We start from the raw sequence: 19,275 nt of genomic DNA on the forward strand, positions 1-19,275 counted from the left end.
TAGTCAGTTTGGTTGAGGTTAGAAGCGATAACGTCTTATTGGTGCCAACGTGAGTTCGACAGTTGAAAAGCAGCTATTGAAGGGGCTGCGGTGCCGCGAGTGCTCGATCTGACATAAGTGTTTGAGCTGCTCATTGACCGCCTCATCATTGAGACGGTCAATGAGCAGCAACACCTTATTCAGCAGTAGCACAAGCGCCTGCGAAATGTATCCTCAATTGCCAAACAGTTTGCCGACTAGGTCTTGGGTCATCTCCGGCACCGGCGGCTTGCGGTCGTCGGTATTGCCCGGCGTCAGGCTCGCTGCCAGCAGTTCGCCCCGCTCATTAATATCAGGTAGAGCTTGAATCCGAAGTGCCATCCCATCGATGATTTGCCCCAGCCCGCTAGATGTTTGAACGTCTTGTGTGCCTTCGCCCGCTTCACATGACAGACTGCAATCGAGGTGGAATCAATGAAGCTGATGCCGGTCATGACCCCAAAACAGTGGCTATTGAGGACATGTACCAAGGCTATAAAGCTCCAAGGCATCAGCTCGATGAATCGCCCATAGCTGAACATGGGAAAGGCATCCTGCCAATGTACCAACACTAAGTGTTGGTAAAAAATCTTGCACGTTCAATAGCCTGAGCTATGGAAGGCAATGACGATGGTCATCACTTCGCTGATACTCAAACGGGACTGATAAGCTTTTCGGCGAGTCATCGCACGGCAGTTGAGCCACGTCTCGCTCACAGAATTGCTCTAACTCACGATAGACATCATCAACATCGCAGAACATTTGGGTCACGCAAGGCGCGCTAAACTTAGAGTCATGGCTGAGGTGCTTGATATTTCAATACTTTGTGAGCGTAACCCTCAGCCTTTTCTTTTGCACTCTAATTCTTGCCGAACTCGCGTGCCGCCCAAGGCCTGTGTCTTGGTCGGAGTGGTGGATTGGTGGTGCTGGGTGCTGTTTTCCCGCATGGATGCCTGCCACATTTCTGCGAACGGCTCCAAGAGTTAAGAGTTGCTCTGAGCTAGGGGATGCTCTAGGGACAGGTTCTGAACCTCCATAACCATAGTGCGGCATATGCCCAACCCCTAGGCGGGATAGATGCGCAGGCGGCGGTTGGGCTCGTCGCCAAAGCTAGAGGATTTGAGGCGGTAGTGTTCCACCAGTTCATGCTGCATTTTGCGCACCTTGGCCGATCGCGGCAGTAGTTCCACCGGCTGTCCCTTGGGGATGACAATTTGCTCCACGGCTAGGCGGGCTTCTTCCAACGCCTCAATCTCGTCACCATCGCCGCTGCGAGAAAAGAGATTCAGGTTAATGGGTTCATTGATGCCTTGGTCGTCAAGTTTGAGCATGCGTTTGAGGGCGCGAATGATCTGCGGCATAGTGTTGGACTTCACCGCATAGACGGCCAGTTGCCGCACTTGGGCCATGTGCTTGAGCTTGGAATGATTTTTTAGGTGCGATCGCAACGCCAGCACGGCATCGGCATGGTCGAGGTCTTTGGTGATGACGATGGGCAGGTTGAGGGTGTGGATAATCTGATCCAAATGTTGGCGACTGACCGCGTAGGGATAGACATGCAGGGGCAGATCTTCCCCGTTGGGGCCGGTGGGCATTCCTGCTAGGGCATCGTCCTCATCCTCTAGGGTGCGATCGCTGAGGGACTCTTGCAGCAATTGATCAAACTGCTGATGCTCAGGCGAACGCATGGAGGGTAGGGCGGCGGCAGGCACCGATCGCACCGTCCGCGATCGCCCTTGGGTTTGCAAGGGCAACATCTGCCCCGAGGCACGCCAGCCGCGCACTTGGGGAACATCACTGCCCAGGCTGGTGGAGGGGCGCGATCGCCGATAGGTGGAAAGTTCAGGATTGCTCGGGCTTTGCACCTCTTCGGTGATCTCGACCTTGCCCTGGTCATCCACTGCCCGCACCTGCATCACCGGCAAACGACCGCGCAGCAGATTATCCACTGTGTCAGAGACCTGCTCATGCACCACCCAACGCTGGCGTTCCAGCATTTCCACCGCAATATCAAAGGTCGGCGGTGCTTTGCGTTCCAGGACACTCTTTTGGCTACCGCGCCGCCGCGCTTCATCGTCACCCAGGGTTACTGACTGGATGCCGCCCACCAGATCGGAAAGGGTAGGATTTTTAATGAGGTTTTCAATGCGGTTGCCGTGGGCGGTGCCCACGAGCTGCACCCCGCGTTCGGCAATAGTGCGGGCGGCCAAGGCTTCTAGCTCCGTGCCAATCTCGTCGATCACAATCACCTCAGGCATGTGGTTTTCCACCGCCTCAATCATCACCTGGTGCTGCAACTCCGGCTTGGCCACCTGCATCCGTCGGGCGCGACCTAGGGCCGGGTGGGGAATATCGCCGTCGCCAGCAATTTCATTAGACGTATCGATGATCACCACGCGCTTGTTGAGATCATCGGCTAAGACCCGCGCAATCTCCCGCAGTGCCGTGGTTTTGCCCACCCCCGGCCGCCCCAGCATCAGAATTGACTTCCCGGTTTCCACCAGATCGCGGATCATGCCAATGGTGCCAAACACCGCCCGCCCGACCCGGCAGGTGAGGCCGATGATGGTGCCTTGGCGATTGCGGATGGCGCTGATCCGATGCAGGGTGCGTTCGATGCCAGCTCGGTTATCGCCGCTAAAGCTGCCGACCCGCTCGATGCAGTAATCCAAATCAGCTTGGGATATGACATCCTCGGAGAGGTATTCGGTTTGTTGGGGAAAGCGTGCCTCCGGCTGCCGACCCAGATCCATCACCACTTCCACTAGGTAATTGCGTTGGGGATGGTGGCTGAGGGTTTGCCGGATGCTGGGAGGGAGAACGGCCAGCAGTTGTTCGAGGTCATCGGTGATGCCAGAGGGCTGGGTGGGCTGCTCGGGGGTGGCAGGATGCGGATTAGATGCGCCGGGAGCGGGACGACCGTGGGATGTCATAGGTGGCTAATAGGGTGAGGTTGAGAGAATCGACAGTGCGGACGATCTCAAGGTTGAGACCTGAGACAGGGGATGAATGGTGTGTCATGGTCTGAGAGAAGCATGGGCAAAACCTAGGGCTACTAGGAACAACGGCTTGAATCACGGGGTAACTAACGGGGTTGATATCTTATCTGGCTGACAGCTTGGCGGCATAGGATGATCGCTTGCCTAGCTGGGCTGGGCCGCCGGGGCCTTTTAGGGGAGACATCAGGGTGTCAATGAGGGTCATGGCTTGGTTCAGTAAGGCAGGATAGTGTTCGAGATCGGCGGGGGTTGCCGGCTGGCTGGGGGCGATCGCTTCCCTGTCCTCAGACCCTGGGATGCCGGAAGGACTGGCCCGTTCCTGCACGATCGCGTCGAGAGTGTCCAACACGGGAGATAGAAGGGTGCGAGCATAGCTGCCGTAGGCAACGCCAGCGATCGCCTTCGAGGTGGCGCGATCGCTAGGTGTGGGAGAAAACGGCGGCAAGAGGTGGAGCGATCGCAGTTTTTCCACGGTGTAGCCATTGGTGCCGCCGGCAAGCTGCACATAGCCCGGTAGCTCGGCGGCCAGCAGTTTTTGTCCTAAACGCAGGGTGGCGTGGGTGGTGCCATCGCCAATGTCGCCACTCATCGCCCGACCATCGGCCTGCCAGATCACCACCGGCGGCTGGGGCTGCATCACCGCATAGAGCGATCGCAGGTAGTTCTCAATGCCGTCGCCGGCGGGACAGCTCACGGCCACTAGGGAGAGATGGGGAATCACCGGAGCGATCGCCTCCCATAGACGTTCAAAGGCATCCCGTCGCCCCACCTGGGTATGGATTTCAATGGCATCGACGCCGCTGAGAACGAGGGGAAGGAGATCGGTGGGGGAGAAGCGATAGAACTGGGTGGAGATGGTATCGAAGGGACAGATAGGGACACAGCGCCCACAGCCATAGCAGCGCTCGGCGATCACGCCGGATTGGGCTGGGGTGAAGGCGATCGCCTGGGCCGGACAAATCGATTCACAGGGACGAGGACAGTCGGACGGGCAGGTGTTGGGGTCGAAGACGGCTTTGCGAAAATGGGGATCATCGCCATCGTTGAGGCTGACCATGAGCAGAGGACGCACCCAGGGGCGATCGCCGCGTTGCCACTGGGCGTCTACTAGATTGCCAGCTCGGTCAAGCGCTTCTCGGGCCGCCGCCACCACTGCCGCATCCGCCGCGACATCAATACAGTCGGCTCCGGCCAGCGCATAGGCCAGGACTAAATTTTGGATGGCAGGAAGGTGTTGGAAGCTTGCGCCACAAATGAGCTTAAACCAGTGTCCTTCCTTCAGTGACCGTAAGGGATAGTACAAGTTAATCACCCTTACATGCTAGCGAATAGAGACAGGATGAGCCACGAAATTGGGAGTTGAGTTTCAGTGTACTACAACCGTCCTGATTGCGCATGGGCTATGGGTTAAGGCTGGATTAATGGAGAGACTTGCTACCCGCCGCTCCTAGCCTGGGCACAAGAACCCTCAAGGGAGTGTCCTGATAGAAAACGCTACAGGGTGTATCAAGACATAGCCCACCCTGCTTCGGTCAGGGAATCGCCTACGTCAAGCTTCAGGCTGAGATGAGAGATATGCAGTTGTCTCTCCCATCACCATTGTGCTTTACCCCAATCGTCTGCAACTGGATTTAGAGAGCGAGCGGATCGATCCGTTCTCGTGATGAATGTGGTGTCAATGATGACACCTGTCCCCTCAACCGATCTTGTTTCTATGCGTATCTCAACCGCTGTTCTTTATACGATCGCGGCGTTAGCAGCCAAGGAAGCCCTGCAGCCCGCGATCGCTTCTGCTGATCCGGTGCCGCTGAAGGACGATCCTGATCTGAATAGGGCTGATGATCACCACCAGCTGGCCTCGGAGGGTAAGGTGCAGGCTGTGCCGCCGCAAATGATCGCCCGTGAGCCGCTGTCGCTGTCGGCGCAATCCGACGGGACGATTAAACCTTCGGTGGCGATCGCTCCTCTAGATAGCTCGGTGGTGACCATGGCTCGGCCGATGCTTGGGGAGGATCCGATAAATGGATCCATGGTCATGGAGGATCGAGCCCTGCTGGAACTAGCGATTGGCGATCGCGTTGACCCCGTGAATTTTGAGGTGGCAGAGGAAGCGGCGCTCGATGAGGATCGTGACTGGATCACTTATGCGGCGGTTGAGGAGCCAGCAAGCGAGGATCGAGCGATCGCCGTTGATGTTGTGAATCCTGGGGCAGATGAGTTAGCCATTGAGGATCGAGCGATCGCCCCTAGCTTGCCGATCACGGAGGTCAATCTTGACACGGCCTTGGTGCTGGACTCAGCGCAGAATCTGCGATCGCCCTCGCCCACAGACCGTCTAGAGTTTTGGCAAGGCACGCCTGAATCCGCGCCTGCTTGGGCTGATCAGGGAGGCCATGACGGTGGCGTTGAACGATCGGCGGACCATCTTGGGGAGGTATCTGTCGCGATCGCCCCTCCTGAGGTGGAGTTGGGATTAACCTGGGCGATCGCGCCCCAGATCAATGTTCCTGCCCCCACGTCTCAGCCCGAAGCGGCGATCGCCCCGCAGATGGTTGCCCAAACCTTGGCCCAAGCGACTCCATCGTCGTCAACGCTCTATGTTCCCGACTTGATGGACGTGCAGCAAGAGCAACAGCGTTTAGAGGAGTTAGAAGGTCGCCGAGGGGGCGATCGCTGGACACCGGGGCTGACGATTGTCAATCCTACGGGCTATGGGCTAGACAACTGGACGCCCTTCGTGGGAGCCACGTTCCAGTCTCGCACCCGCTACAGCGATGTCAGTGACGGCGCGATGGTTTTTGGCATTGGAGCTGGCGATGCCCGCGAAGCCGTGGGGGTGGAGTTGTCCTACACCTTAGCCAGCTTTGGGAGTAACCGAGATTTTGGGGATGGGGGGTTTAATCTCCGGGTTCACCGCCGTTTCTCGGAAGACTTTGCCGGGGCGATCGGCTGGAATGGCTTTCTGACGGTGGGGGATGCGGATGACTTCGAATCCTCGGTCTACGGGGTGCTCACCAAGATTGTCACCCTCAGCGATCACATTGAGGATCCCTTTAGCCGCATTGCCTTCACCGCCGGCATTGGTAGCGGCATGTTCCGCTCGGAAACCGATGTGGATGAAGGCAACGACACCATCGGGGTGTTTGGCAGCATGGCGGTACGGCTGGCCGAACCTGTCAGTTTAGTGACGGAATGGACGGGGCAAGACCTGGCCATTGGTCTATCGGTGGCTCCCTTTGCCAATCGCAGCATTGTGATTACCCCTGCCCTGCGGGACATCACCGGAGCTGGAGATGGAGCCCGCTTTGTATTGGGAATTGGTGCATCGTTTTAGCGATCGTCTATAGAACTCGATGCAGACTCTAGGCAAAACGGAGACTATGCCTTATGAAACAACGTTCCTTAACCATAATTGGGATAACCGTTGGCTTGGTGCTCGGTCTGGCGGGTGCCGGCCAGGCCAATCCCCCCAACCAGTCTGATATTACTGGCACCAATGTGTTTAACAGCATTGCCCCTGATTTTGAAGACTATGGGTTTGATGCGGCCACGCTAGAGCAAGCCCGTACCTTATCCGATGCTTTGAATGATGCCTATGCGGACTGTCTAGCATCGGTGGAGGAAGCCCAAGCATTGCCGCGCCGGTTTGCCCTTGGGCCGCCCAGCAATGCCCCCTGTATCACCGCGGCCTGTGTGGACTATGAACAGCGGCTATCGGAGACCCGCGCCTTTCTTTCCCAGCTTGGGGTGGAGCCTGAGACCTTGCCGGCTCGGGTGTGGTAGAGCGTGCTTGCAGTTTTGTGGATGGTAAACGATGAATTTGAATCATATCTGGCTCAGCACAACGGCGATCGCTGCCTTATCCATGGGGGCGATCGCGTTCCCTGCCCATGGGGATGTGTTTGATCCCACGGGCATTCAGTTTGATGTGGATACGATTGTTGAATTTCGCTTTGAAGGATCGGATGCGGCCTATCGCTCCACGTTTGGGGTATTAAATCTGGATACTGGGATCAAAACACCGCTTTTTTACGAAGTGGATAGCCCTGGATCGACATCTCGGGCAGTGTCTGTGGAGGATGGCCGTCAACTACCGCCACCCGTGACTGAATTTAGCTTTCAGGCCAATGTACCCTATATCTTTTATCTAGAATCGACCTACAACGGTCAGCCGGCTGGCACGGTCTATTCCGTTGATGAGCGCAATCCCAATAATGAACAGTTGGTGCGCTTTACTGGAGGCTTGGCGGGGTTGTCTGGGGGCGGCACGCTGTTGGAGTGGGAGGATACGGGGGCATTGCTAGTGCCGCCGGTGCGCCAGGATCGAGACTTTAATGACTTTATTGTGCGAGCTGGCGGGCATCTGGGCTGCCCCTTGTCGGATCAAGCGGCTAATGCTGAGCTGCAAACCTCCATGGCGATCGCCTGCGCCCATGATGCGGCTTCGGAGTCTCCCTAAGCAGCGCCTATGTCTAACCATGCCGCCAAAGCTTGGCTCGGCACCTTTGCCACCAGTAGTTTTATCCTGGTCTGTCATACAGCAGCGGGTATTTTAACCGCGCGCTTGCTGTTGCCAGAGGGGCGGGGAGCCTTGGCGGCGATTTTATTTTGGCCGCAAATTGTCGCCAATATGGGGCTCATGAGCCTGAATACGGCGATCACCCGACGGGCCAGTCAGCCGGATGTGGATGTGCGGCGAGTGGCGGTCACGGGGCTCTACCTCTCTCTGGGCTTGGCATTGATCACGACGGTGGTGGCGGTGCTGCTCCTGCCCTTGATGTTGGGTGAGGAGCGATCGCAGTGGTTAGCGATCACTCGGCTCTACCTGATTGCTTTCTTACCCCTGAACTTTAGCAGTTCAATTTTAATTGCTGTTCGTCATGCAGAACAGAAGTTTACCCAGTTTAACGTGTTGCGATCGCTGCAAGCGTTGATCTATCTGGTGGGACTGATCGTGCTGTGGCTATCCCAGGGGGTCACAGTAGAAGCTGTTCTATGGTTCAACTGGCTGGGGACGGCAGTGGTGGCGGTGGTGCAGTGGGTGGAGGGGCGATCGCTGTTGACGACCCGACCTTCGCTGCAGGAAGCTAGGGCGCTGATGGTGATGGCATCGCGGTTTAAGGTGGCTAGTTTGGCGGCGACGGTATCCCACGAAAGCGATCGCTTGGTGATTGTGACGGTGCTGGATACCGCAACCATTGGTCTCTATGCCGTTGCCTTCACCGCCGCTACTTCTGGACTGAGCGTGCTCACCTCCAGTTTTCAGAGCATTTTGCTGCCCAAGGTGGCCCGCCAAACGGCAGTGACCGATCAACGGCAGTTGCTGGGGCGAGGCTTGCGCTATGCCATGCTGTTCAGCGTGGTGATGGGCGGGCTTTTGATCCTGTTGATTCCCCTGTTGATTCCCCTGCTTTTTGGGACAGAATTTTCGGCAGCGATCGCTCCGGCCATGATTCTGGTGGTAGCCCACCTGCCCAAGGTGATGCGCCACATCATTGTCAACAGTCTCTACGGTCTGAATCAACCCCGGCCAATTACCCTCAGTTCGATCCTCACCTCGGTCTGTTTCGCGGCGATTCTGTTGGGCCAGGGGATGCTGCTGGGGCGATCGCCAACCCTGCTGACAATTCTCATGGCCTTGGCGATCGCCAATACGGTGGAACTCGGTTACCTACTGGTTCACCTGAATCGCAGCATTGGCTTAACCCTGAGGGATTGGTGGGGATTGACCCCGGCCACCCTGCAGCAGGTGATCGTGCTTACCCAAACCACCCTCTTGCAGCGCTGGCAGCCTAGGGCTCGGTCTTGAGGTACTATTCTTGACGATGGAACGTGCAATGAGAACACCAGATTTTTTGATTGTAGGGGCACCAAAATGTGGCACAACGGCCCTGTGTCATTATTTATCTGAACATCCTGAGGTGGCTATTTCCACGCCAGCTAAACCGTACTTTTTTGGTCGCGACTTAAACGTGCCTCGAACCTGTGAGCGGCTGGAGGACTATCTCGCTTTATTTGATGAGAATGCCTTGTGCTGCGGTGAGGGAACGCCCTACTATCTGTATTCTCAGACCGCTGCCCAGGAGATCTACGACCTTAACCCAGCCATGAAGATTATCATCATGCTGCGGAATCCTGTGGATGTGGCGTATTCTCTCTATTGCCAAAGGCTGAGTAATTCTATTGATAGTGAACCTATTCTGGATTTTGCTGAGGCGATCGCTGCTGAGGGCGATCGCGCCCAGGGAAAGCGCCTGCCCCCGGCCTATCCCGATCCTAAGATGGTCTTGTATACAGAAATTGCTAAATTTTATCCCCAGGTGCAGCGGTATGTCGATCGCTTTCCGCCAGAGCAACTGCATGTGGTTATTTATGATGACTTGCGGGCTGATGTAGATCGGGTCTATGGTCAGGTGCTGACGTTTTTGGGCGTTGATTCAGCCTATCGTCCGCCTCTGCAGGTGGTGAACCCCAATACAACCTGGCGGAGTCGAGGTCTGCAAGCCCTGGTTGAATCGCCGCCTAAGCCTTTGAAGACGAGTCTCAAGCGGTTAGGTATCTCTGGAAAAACCTTGTATCCTCTCTACCGAGCGCTCACCCGTTTTAATCAGAAGGTGGCGGTGCGATCGCCCTTAGATCCGGCTATGAAACTCAAGCTACAAAACTTATTTTACTCGGATGTGGAGCAGTTGAGTCAGTTGCTGGGTCGTTCGCTGCTGCATTGGTTGGAGGATTAGGAATGCCATGAACATTCAGCAGAGTTTGATGTTGCAGGATGTTTGTGTTGAGCTATGTCGCGGTTAAATTGTCTGGCAACGAGAAGAAGATATGAATATCGTGGTGATTGCTGATGCTCGATTGCCCGTGCCGCCTCAACACTACGGGGGAACGGAGCGGATTGTGGCGATGGTTTGCCGGGGACTGCAGCAGCGCGGCCACCATGTCACTCTCCTGGCCCATCCTGACTCCACCGAGGGCGATCGCCTCATTCCTCACCAACCGCCCACCCAAGCCTATGCGTCCCGAGCCTATCGCAAGCTTTGGTTTCAGGGGTTGAGCTTAGCGGCGATTCACAAGGCTGATGTGGTGTACAACTTTGGGCGGGTGGACTATCTCTGGGCGGCGCTGAAGACGTCGGTGCCGGTGATTGCCCGGTTTGCCAATGATATTCGCGAGACCGACCTGCGCTGGCTATTACAGCAGCGATCGCAGGCCCTAGCGCTAATCAGCATTAGTGACGATCAGCGGCGGCATGTCTCCCACTTGGGGAACTGGACGACGGTCTACAACGGCGTGGAGGGCGATCGCTTTCCCTTCACGTCCCGTCCGGCCCACCCCGGCTACCTGGCCTTTCTTGGACGCCTCACCCACAACAAGGGCGTGCATTTGGCGATTCAGGTGGCCCAGAAAACCGGACTGCCGCTCAAAATTGCTGGCAATATTTCGGATGAACCGGGTGGACGGCAGTATTTTGAAACGCAGGTGCAGCCCTATCTGAGCGACACCATTGAATGGGTGGGGGTGGTGGATGATGCTCAGAAGGTTTCGTTTTTGGGCAATGCCAAGGCGCTTCTGTTTCCCATCCAGTGGCATGAACCCTTTGGCATCGTCATGGCGGAGGCGCTCTCCTGCGGTACGCCGGTGATTGCGACCCGCTGGGGTTCTGCCCCGGAGGTGATCGCCCATGGAAGGACTGGATTCCTCTGCAACGACGTGGAGGACATGGTGCAGGCGGTGCAGCAGATCGACCGGATCGATCGGGCTCACTGTCGCTCAGAGTGCGATCGCCGCTTCAGTCATGACCGCATGGTCGATGGCTATCTACAGGTGTATCACCGTTTAGTCCAGGATCCACGATGTCTGCCGCCCCCATCGTCATGGATGGGTAAACGCGACTCAACGCCCTCGTAGATAGAAGTCCCGCATCCTCCGATTCTGACGTTCGTCCATGGAAGAAAACTATGCCAGATGCATTAATTTGGGCCCACTCCGCCCTCCGTCCAGTATTTTCAGGATTACCGCCCTCGGTGCAGGCTGGGGCGCGATCGCTCTATCGGTGGCTATTGTCCCAGCGCTATGGCCAAGATGGTCTGGCGATCGCGGTGCAAAATGAGCGATCATGGCGGCTCGATCCCCTAGTGGCGCTGCGGGGTGAAGTAGCGGAACTGGAGACGATTCAAGCGTTTCGCCGGGTGGTGCAGCCGGGGATGGATGTGATCGATGTGGGTGCCAATGTGGGACAGATGACCTTGGAGCTTGCCCATCTAGTGGGCGACCAGGGGCGGGTGGTTGCTGTAGAGCCGGGGCCGGGCAACCTGCGTTTGCTAGAGCGCCATGTGCAGGGTAATGGCATGGGCGATCGCGTTTTGATGGAAGCGGCTGCCTGCACCGATCAGCCAGATCAGATGATTACCCTCAATATTTTGGGCAGTGATGCCGACGACATTGGCAGTGGCTTTTCGGTGGTGGATGCTGCCAAATTGCCCAATCCCCACCAGTTGCCCGCCCATGCCTATCCGGTGTTAACCACCACTGTGGATGTTCTCGTTGCTCGCTATGCCCTAACGCCTGGTTTCCTCAAGATTGATGTGGAAGGGGCGGAGCTGCAGGTGCTTCAGGGTGCTCAGCAAACGCTGGAGAAGCATCGACCGATTGTGCTGGTAGGCTTCCATCCCTTTGCATTTGAGGATGCGATCGCTGCGGGGCAAGCTTTGATGAACCTGCTGCCAGGCTACACCCTAGCCACTCTGACCGGCGAGACCGTGGCCTATCCCCAGACCTTAGCTGAATATTTAGCTCAGCCTCTCCCTGATACCCACCCTTAGGGTCTGAAAAGAGAACCACACCATCATTCCTATGAGCGATGACATTGCTATGACACTTGCGTCGAGCTGGACGGTTTTACAACAGGTGCTGGAGAGCGATCGCCAGTTCCAGGGTCTGGGTTTACCTCGGGGTTGGTACCTGCGCTTTCACTATTGGGGGCGCTGGTGCGATCGCCGCCAACAATCGCCGCCGGTGGAAATGGTGACGGCCCGTTTACTAGAGCATCGGGTCACCTTTCCGCTGTCGTTTGCCTATGCGGGTATGGCTAGGGGCATTTTGCTGGATCGAGAATATCAGCTTGCTGATGCCCTAGGCTTTGTGCCCCGCACCGTGGTGGATTTGGGTGCCAATATCGGCTTGGGGGCGCTCTATTTACACTGCCAGTTTCCCGAAGCGCAGATGGTCTGCGTGGAGCCGGATCCGCGCAATCTTCCCCTGCTGCACCAGACGTTGATGCTCAACCGGGTGCCGGCTCAGGTGATTGAGGGGGCGATCGGGATCACCAGCGGCACGCTGAATCTGCGGTTTGGTCAAAATCCCGCCTGTTCTGCCCTGGAAACCTCACCCATGCATCGCCTGGATCAGCAGGTGGCTGTGACGGTGCAAACCATGCCCGATCTCCTCACCGCCCTAGGTTGGGATCACCTCGATCTTCTAAAAATCGACATCGAGGGCACCGAGGATGAGCTGTTATCCCAGAACAACGGCTGGCTGCAGCGGGTGCGGGCGATCGTCCTAGAAATTCATCCCAATACCACGGCGGAGACCATCGCTAGCTATCTCCAGCCCTATGGATTTCATCTCACCCGTCATGGCCACGGGCAAGAGCCGGTGTATCTAGCCATGCGATCGCTCTCCTAGGTTGCCTGTACGCCCTCCCAGGGCAAGAGATATCCCAACGTCAACTAACACCTTAACTCCTATGACAACTGCTCCTTGGACTGCTCACGTTTCCCGCCGCTGGTTTAACCCCCAAGCCTGGCATCTGCGCTGGCATAAGCTCTTAGCTATGGGCCAAGGCGGTGGACAATACCTGCCGGTGCAGGCGCTAGGGCAATCCATGCGTTTGCCCAAGGCTGCCCATCGTCAGTTTTGGCAGGGCCCCCACGCTGATGAGCGATCGCTCTCGTTTCTGGCTGATGCTCTGCCGTCTCAAGGCGTGTTTTTCGACATTGGCACCAATATTGGCGTCTACAGTACCGCTCTCTGGCTGGCGAAGGGTGGAGATATGACGGTGCAGGCGTTTGAGCCAATTCCTTCCACGATTGAGGTGCTGAAGGAAACGTTGAGCTTAAACCAGGTGACCGCCCACATTGAAGCGATCGCCCTCTCCGACCATGTGCATACCCTCACCCTCTCCGCCTACGACAACGGCGCGAATAACTTCTGGGTGACCGATGCCCAGGCTGATATTCCCACCCTCAGCGTTTCGGCGGTGCCCTTGGATGAATGGATGCTGCACCACGATCGCATTCCCAACGCCATGAAAATTGATGTGGAAGGCCATGAACTGGCGGTGCTCCAGGGTGCCCAAGCGACGATCCAAGCCTATAAGCCAGCGCTGTTGATCGAATGCCACTGCGGGTCTTGGGAAAGTCTGGGCGTGTCGCGTCAGGCCATGGTGGAGTTAATCGAGTCGTTTGGCTATGCCCAAGTGGGCGATCGCTGGGGTCGTCCCGTCGATTTGCTCACGCAGCCGTCCACGATTCACCTTCTTTGTTCGGACTAGGAACGCATCACGATCTTGCAAGATGGTGCGTTACGGCTTCGCCTAACAGCACCCTACGGTACAGCCCATCCTACAACTCAAACCCTTATGAGCAGAGGGTTGAGCGGAGTCGAAACCCGGTAACTTAGCTTCATGTCATGGAGTCCACCTACGAATAGCTGCTGCTCTCAAGCTGAGATTATCATGCTGAGTTATTTCAAAATTCTTCGATCGATTTGGATCCATCCAGCGAACCGAGGTCAGCGTCTGGGTGCGATCGCCCGATCGCTCTATTGGTGGTTGGCCTATCGCTTGCCCCAGCGTTCGGTTCAGCGTCAGGTGTTTGGCTATCCCGTGCGGCTAGATCCCCAGGGGCATGAGACTCGCAATATTGTCTACTACACGCCCCAGGCGGAATACGACACGACTCGGTTTTTCCAGCGCTATCTGCGGCCGGGGGATGCGGTGTTAGATATTGGAGCCAATATTGGGCTCTATAGTCTGCTGTCTGCTTCGCTGGTGGGGGAACGCGGTCGGGTTCATGCCTTTGAACCTTGTCCTGCGACGTTCGATCGCCTATCTCAAACTTTGACGGATAACCAGTTGACCTGGGTGCAGGGGCATCCCGTAGCCTTGGGTGAACAGGAAGCAATCCTGCAGTTCACGACGGATTTGGATACGGTGAACCACGTGATGGCGGATGCCGAGTCTCGCTCTTCGTCCATGCCGGTAGCTTGTCGGCGCTTGGATGATGTGGTGGATGTTCAGCAGCAGTATGCGATCGCCAAGCTGGATGTGGAGGGGTTTGAGCTGTCGGTGCTGCGCGGGGCCTCTCGGCTGCTCGCTCACCAGGGCGTTGATGTGCTGATTGTGGAAATTAACGGAGCCTTATACCGCTATGGCATCCAGGCGGATGATCTAGTGTCCTATCTCTTCCAGCTAGGTTACGACGCTGCGCTCTATGATGCCACGGCTCATCGGTTTGCTTGGATTCTTGATCCTTGTGATGCCTGGGGGAATGTGTGGTTTATCAGTCAGCGCCATCGCGATCGCGTCCTAGCGCGGCTCCAGTTGTCCGATCGCCCTGCCGATCCTAAGCCTGTGGGGAATGTAGTATGACTTCGATGTCCAAGCCTACGGTGTTGATTGCTCTCACCTCTCTCTGTGCCGAGGGAACGCCGGTGCTGGTGCTGGATCTCTGTCGCCAGTGGTTGGCCTGGGGCATTCAGCCGGTGGTGGTTACGCTCTATGACGAACCTCGGGATCTAGAACCAGAGTTGCGATCGCTCCGGGTACCGCTCCATAGCTTACAGTTACCTGCCCAAGGCTATCGTCGCTATGGTCAGCTAGCGGTGGGGATCTATCGTCTAGCGCGCCAGTATCGAGCCCAGGCGTTGCTGTCTATGCCCTTTGGCTGGCATACGTTTATGGCGGCGGGGGCGCGTCTGGCGGGGGTGCGGCGGGTGGCGGCCCATGTGGGCAACTATCCGCCGGTGGGGTCGCCCAGCTTCTCGAAGTTTCGCCAGCAGGTGCAGTGGGGGCGATCGCTCACCGATCGGCTGCTGTGCTGTAGTGGCTATATTCAGGCGGGAGTAGTGCAGCACTTTGGCGTGCCTGAGGCGGAAACCCAGGTGGTCTACAACGCCTGTGCCTGGGAACCGGAGGGCGATCGCCCCCCTCGCTCTGTCCATCAACCGCTCACCATTGGCATGGTGGCTCGGCTAGAAATTCACAAGGATCAGCCCACCTTGATCCGGGCTGCCCAACGGCTGAAGCAGCAGGGGATGCCCATTCAGGTGCAGTTGATTGGTGAGGGGAGTCGCCGGGCGGAGTATGAGGCGCTGGTGGCGGAGCTGGGCCTGGAAGACTGCGTGACGCTGCTGGGTATGCGTCGAGATATTCCCGATGTGCTGCGGCAGATGGATCTGTTTGTGTTTGCCGCCAAGCCCGATGAAGGCTTTGGGATTGCCTTGGTGGAAGCCATGGTCATGGGGGTGCCGGTGGTGGCAACTCAGGTGGGGGCCTGCTGCGAAGTGTTGCAGGATGGCGATCTGGGCTGGCTGGTGCCGCCGGGCAATCCCGATCGCTTGGCAGAGACGATTCGCTATGTGGCCAACCATCCTGACCAGGCCCAATCGGTGGCGAAAAAGGCCCAAGATGTGGCCCAACACCTGTTTGCGATCGCCACCATGGCCCGCGACTATGCCACCGTGTTGAACATTTTGCCTGAGCAGGTGCCCTATGACCGATCCTCCCGCGCCGCCGATTCTGGTTCACGTGCTCAATGGCCTAGCTTTGGGCGGTAATGAACATCTGTGTTTACAACTGGTGCGCCATGCTCCGTCCTCGATCCAGCATCGGGTGTTGAACCTCAACCCCGATTGTCAAACAATGCGATCGCAGTTTCTCGACGCTGGGGCCCAGGTGGTGGACTGTGCCTACCATCCTCGGCAACGGCTGCGGTTTGTGTACCAGGTGGCGACCTATTTCCGACGGCAGCGCCCCCAAGCGGTGGTGGTCTACACCTTTGGTTTACATCTGCTGGTGGGATTGGCCGCTCGCCTGGCTGGGGTGACGACTGTGGTGGCGCGGGCGGGCAATCCGCTGCCGAAGGATCCGAGGCAACAGCGGCTCTGGGTGCGCATTGTTCAAGGGTCGCGTCTGCTGGGCATTCCCATCTATAGCTGTTCCCAGGCAGTGCATGAGTCCTTTACCCGCGTGACGCCTCTACCCGCCGGTTCCCGCGCCATCCCCAATGGCTGTGATGTGCAGGCGATCGCCCGTCGTTCCCAACAAACCCGTCAATCCCGCAGCGATCGCCCCACGGTGATTGGCATGGTGGCGCGGTTGAATGCCATTAAGGATCAGGCTACGCTGCTGCGGGCGATCGCCCTGCTCCATGCCGATTATCCTGAGATTGCCCTGTGGCTCGTGGGTGACGGCGATCAGCGATCGCCCTTGGAAGCCCTAGCGGCGGATTTGGGACTTGCCAAGGTGGTGACCTTTTGGGGCGATCGCTCTGATGTGCCGGATCTCCTGGGGAAGATGCATCTCTATGCCTTTTCCACCACGGCGGATGAGGGGTTTGGCATTGCCTTAATTGAAGCCATGGCGGCCGGTTTGCCCATGGTCGCCAGCGATGTGCCGGCCTGTCGGGAGGTGTTGGGAACGGCGGGGTGTTTGGTGCCCCCGGGTGATGCTCCGGCCCTCGCGGTAGTTCTGGGAACCTGGCTGGATCCGGCTCTGCGTCAACCCTGGGGCGATCGCGCCTACCAGCGGGCTCTGGAACATTACACCATGGATACCTGCGCGGCGACCTGGTATGGGGAACTTGGATGGACTCAGGAGGTTGTATGACGACGCTGCCCCGACTGCTCACGGTGGTGGGCGATCCCCATGACATCAATACCTGGAGCAATATTCCCTACTTTTTTTTGCAGGCAGGACAGCAGGCGGGGTTTCTCACCGATGGTCTGCCGTTGGACTGCGATCGCCTGAAGCAGCAGCGGCTGCTGTGGAATGCGGGGCATTGGTTGACCACGGGGGAATACGGCGGATTTCAATATTCCCCAACGGCGCTGCGATCGCTGTTTTCCCAGGTGACCCTTCCCCCTGGGCCGGTGGAGTTCATCAGCCACTTTCCCCTCTTGCCGCCCCGCCCTTGGGCTCCAGACTGGCGGGTGAGCTACTACCTGGATGCGACTCTGCGGCAGAACTTTGAGGACTACGGCATCGGTCAGCGGGTATCTCAACGGATGCAGCAGCAGGCCCTGCAGCAGGAAACGGAGAACTATCGCCAAGCTCAGTCCATCATATGTATGGGGCGATCGGGGGCGCGATCGGTGGTGGAAGACTACGGTATCGACCCCGCCAAGGTGCATGTGATTCCCGGCGGGGCGAATCTACATGAGGCGCACCTGCCCAGCGCGACGGAGTTGGTGGAACAGCCGACGGCTCTGTCGCCGGTGCGTTTGGGCTTCATTGGCAAAGACTGGCAGCGCAAGGGGCTCCCCTTTTTGCTGGCGGTGGCGGATGACCTGCAGGCGCGGGGCATTGCCGTGGAAGTCCGGGTGATTGGGCCGCGATCGGCAGATTTACCCGACCATCCCTGTCTGCGGCCCCTAGGGTTCATCGATAAAGCCACGCAGTTGCCCCTATTTGTGGATCAGGTGCGATCGTTCCACTTCGGCTGTCTGTTTTCCTCGGCGGAGGCCTTTGGTATTTCCAATCTGGAATGTATCCGCTTAGGCGTTCCGGTCTTAGCTCGGCGCATTGGTGGCATTCCCGAGACGGTGCCTGCGGGGCTGGGGCACCTGTTTGACCCCAGCGATGCGGCGGCGGCGGTGGCGGATGTGGTAGAACGCTATGTGGATCAGCCCCAGACCTATCATGCCTGGCGCAGCAAGGTAGTGGCGCGGGTGGCGGAGGTGACCTGGGCCACCACGGTGCAGCGGTTCATGCAGGTGTGGGACGGTTCACGGGAGTTTCAGTATGGCCCATAGTTCCGCGTCTAGTTCAACTCTGAAGGTGACGGTGCTGCAGGCTGGGGCAAGGATGCATTACGCCGTTCCGTCCTTGCTGGCATCGGCCGGCCTCTTGCAGCATTTTTACACCGATATCCATGGCACCTGGCCGGGGCTGCGCCTGCTGCATCACCTGCCTCTTGCTCTGCAACCTGCCGCGATCCAACGACTGCTGGGGCGATCGCTTCCGGATACGATCGCGCCCACCTCGGTGACCACCTGTGGGCGATCGCTGCTGTGGCATCGACTGCGCTCTCGCTGGGGTAGGGTGTCAGAATCGCCCCATGGGGCGCTATTTCAGAAAGCGATCGCCCGCCGGTTTGATGGAGCCAATGTGCTCTACAGCAACTTTATCAATGCGGATCTGGCCGCCTTCCAAGCCGCGCGCCAGCAGGGGCTGCGCACGGTGCATGAGGCGATCATCAGTCCTGAGATTCCCTACCTGTTGGCGGAAGAACGGCGGGCCTTTCCGGGGCTAGAGCCGCTCCAGTCCCTGGATCAGATGCAGGCTGGCACTGAACGCGATCGCCAAAAGTGGGAGCTATCGGATGTGATTGTAGTGCCGTCGCCCTATGTACAGCAGGCCATGGAACGGTTGGGGGTGGGCAGCGATCGCATTCATCTGGTGCCCTACGGCTTGGCGGCGGACTGGTTGACCGCAACGCCGACGCCCAGACCAGGACGTATCCTGTTTGTGGGCTCGGTGCGCTTGCTCAAAGGCTGTCACTATTTGGCAGCGGCCACCCGATTGCTGCAGCAGCGAGGTGTGCCCTGCGAGGTGCGGGTGGTGGGGAGCTATCAACCGGAGGCGATCGCCCATCCTGCCTTTCAAGGCCCCACCTATGTCGGGCCGGTGCCCCGCAGTCAGATCCAGCAAGAATTTCTTCAGGCAGATTGTCTTGTCTTTCCCACCCTCTGCGACAGTTTTGGCCTAGTGCAACTGGAAGCGATCGCCTGTGGTTTGCCGGTGATTGCCACGCCCCATTGCGGATCGGTGGTGCGGGATGGCGTAGAAGGGTTTATTGTGCCCATTCGCGATGCGGAGGCCCTAGCCGATCGCATGGAACACCTGGTGAGCGATCGCCTGCTGCGGGATCAAATGTCTGTCCGGGCTCGCCAACGGGCCCAAGAGTTTACCTGGCAACAGTATGGCGATCGCCTGATTGCTGCGCTGCAAACCCTAGATCTTTCCGGCAACTAG

At 57.8% G+C, this 19,275-nt stretch carries 16 protein-coding genes and 1 pseudogene; 14 read left to right on the forward strand and 3 right to left on the reverse strand.

The window, feature by feature from the left end:
* Positions 1 to 18: 18 nt before the first annotated feature.
* From JUJ53_RS24870 to JUJ53_RS21220, 3 genes and pseudogenes are all read right to left on the reverse strand, one after another.
* A pseudogene (locus JUJ53_RS24870) lies at positions 19 to 360 on the reverse strand (transposase).
* 722 nt (positions 361 to 1,082) lie between these two features.
* Entirely contained in the window at positions 1,083 to 2,951 is a 1,869-nt protein-coding gene (locus JUJ53_RS21215; RefSeq protein WP_204154018.1) for a R3H domain-containing nucleic acid-binding protein, read from the reverse strand.
* 169 nt (positions 2,952 to 3,120) lie between these two features.
* On the reverse strand, positions 3,121 to 4,329 hold the full coding sequence (locus tag JUJ53_RS21220; protein WP_343328007.1) for an LdpA C-terminal domain-containing domain: 1,209 nt from the start codon (positions 4,327 to 4,329) through the stop codon (positions 3,121 to 3,123).
* Between the two features lie 402 nt (positions 4,330 to 4,731).
* On the opposite strand from JUJ53_RS21220, the gene JUJ53_RS21225 reads away from it, so the two are divergent.
* The 14 genes from JUJ53_RS21225 (at position 4,732) to JUJ53_RS21290 (ending at position 19,275) form a co-directional block, all read left to right on the forward strand.
* Entirely contained in the window at positions 4,732 to 6,351 is a 1,620-nt protein-coding gene (locus JUJ53_RS21225; protein ID WP_204154020.1) for a hypothetical protein, read from the forward strand.
* Positions 6,352 to 6,404: 53 nt separating this feature from the next.
* The gene (locus tag JUJ53_RS21230; RefSeq protein WP_204154021.1) at positions 6,405 to 6,800 is read left to right on the forward strand and encodes a hypothetical protein; all 396 of its coding nucleotides are present in this window, start codon (positions 6,405 to 6,407) and stop codon (positions 6,798 to 6,800) included.
* Positions 6,801 to 6,831: 31 nt separating this feature from the next.
* Positions 6,832 to 7,476 carry a hypothetical protein gene (locus JUJ53_RS21235; protein WP_204154022.1) on the forward strand — a complete coding sequence of 215 codons (645 nt, stop codon included), beginning with the start codon at positions 6,832 to 6,834 and terminating at the stop codon, positions 7,474 to 7,476.
* A gap of 9 nt (positions 7,477 to 7,485) precedes the next feature.
* A complete protein-coding gene (locus tag JUJ53_RS21240; RefSeq protein ID WP_204154023.1) occupies positions 7,486 to 8,826 on the forward strand; it encodes an oligosaccharide flippase family protein in 1,341 nt (446 codons plus the stop codon).
* A gap of 28 nt (positions 8,827 to 8,854) precedes the next feature.
* Positions 8,855 to 9,754 carry a sulfotransferase gene (locus JUJ53_RS21245; RefSeq protein WP_204154024.1) on the forward strand — a complete coding sequence of 300 codons (900 nt, stop codon included), beginning with the start codon at positions 8,855 to 8,857 and terminating at the stop codon, positions 9,752 to 9,754.
* A 91-nt stretch (positions 9,755 to 9,845) separates the two neighbouring features.
* Entirely contained in the window at positions 9,846 to 10,928 is a 1,083-nt protein-coding gene (locus tag JUJ53_RS21250; RefSeq protein ID WP_204154025.1) for a glycosyltransferase family 4 protein, read from the forward strand.
* Positions 10,929 to 10,978: 50 nt separating this feature from the next.
* Entirely contained in the window at positions 10,979 to 11,842 is an 864-nt protein-coding gene (locus tag JUJ53_RS21255) for an FkbM family methyltransferase (protein WP_204154026.1), read from the forward strand.
* A 49-nt stretch (positions 11,843 to 11,891) separates the two neighbouring features.
* Positions 11,892 to 12,704, forward strand: coding sequence for an FkbM family methyltransferase (locus tag JUJ53_RS21260; RefSeq protein WP_204154027.1), 813 nt, complete (start codon positions 11,892 to 11,894; stop codon positions 12,702 to 12,704).
* A gap of 61 nt (positions 12,705 to 12,765) precedes the next feature.
* The gene (locus JUJ53_RS21265) at positions 12,766 to 13,572 is read left to right on the forward strand and encodes an FkbM family methyltransferase (protein WP_204154028.1); all 807 of its coding nucleotides are present in this window, start codon (positions 12,766 to 12,768) and stop codon (positions 13,570 to 13,572) included.
* Positions 13,573 to 13,755: 183 nt separating this feature from the next.
* Complete coding sequence (locus tag JUJ53_RS21270; RefSeq protein WP_204154029.1) at positions 13,756 to 14,670, forward strand: FkbM family methyltransferase; 915 nt, start codon at positions 13,756 to 13,758, stop codon at positions 14,668 to 14,670.
* Complete coding sequence (locus JUJ53_RS21275; protein WP_239125260.1) at positions 14,667 to 15,857, forward strand: glycosyltransferase; 1,191 nt, start codon at positions 14,667 to 14,669, stop codon at positions 15,855 to 15,857. The genes JUJ53_RS21270 and JUJ53_RS21275 overlap by 4 nt, the downstream gene beginning before the upstream one ends.
* On the forward strand, positions 15,793 to 16,908 hold the full coding sequence (locus JUJ53_RS21280) for a glycosyltransferase (RefSeq protein ID WP_204154030.1): 1,116 nt from the start codon (positions 15,793 to 15,795) through the stop codon (positions 16,906 to 16,908). Before JUJ53_RS21275 ends, JUJ53_RS21280 begins: the two co-directional genes overlap by 65 nt.
* Positions 16,905 to 18,053, forward strand: coding sequence for a glycosyltransferase family 4 protein (locus JUJ53_RS21285; RefSeq protein ID WP_204154031.1), 1,149 nt, complete (start codon positions 16,905 to 16,907; stop codon positions 18,051 to 18,053). Before JUJ53_RS21280 ends, JUJ53_RS21285 begins: the two co-directional genes overlap by 4 nt.
* Entirely contained in the window at positions 18,043 to 19,275 is a 1,233-nt protein-coding gene (locus tag JUJ53_RS21290; RefSeq protein WP_204154032.1) for a glycosyltransferase family 4 protein, read from the forward strand. Before JUJ53_RS21285 ends, JUJ53_RS21290 begins: the two co-directional genes overlap by 11 nt.

The sequence above is a fragment of the Leptolyngbya sp. CCY15150 genome (genome assembly GCF_016888135.1).
Taxonomy (GTDB): Bacteria; Cyanobacteriota; Cyanobacteriia; order RECH01; family RECH01; genus RECH01.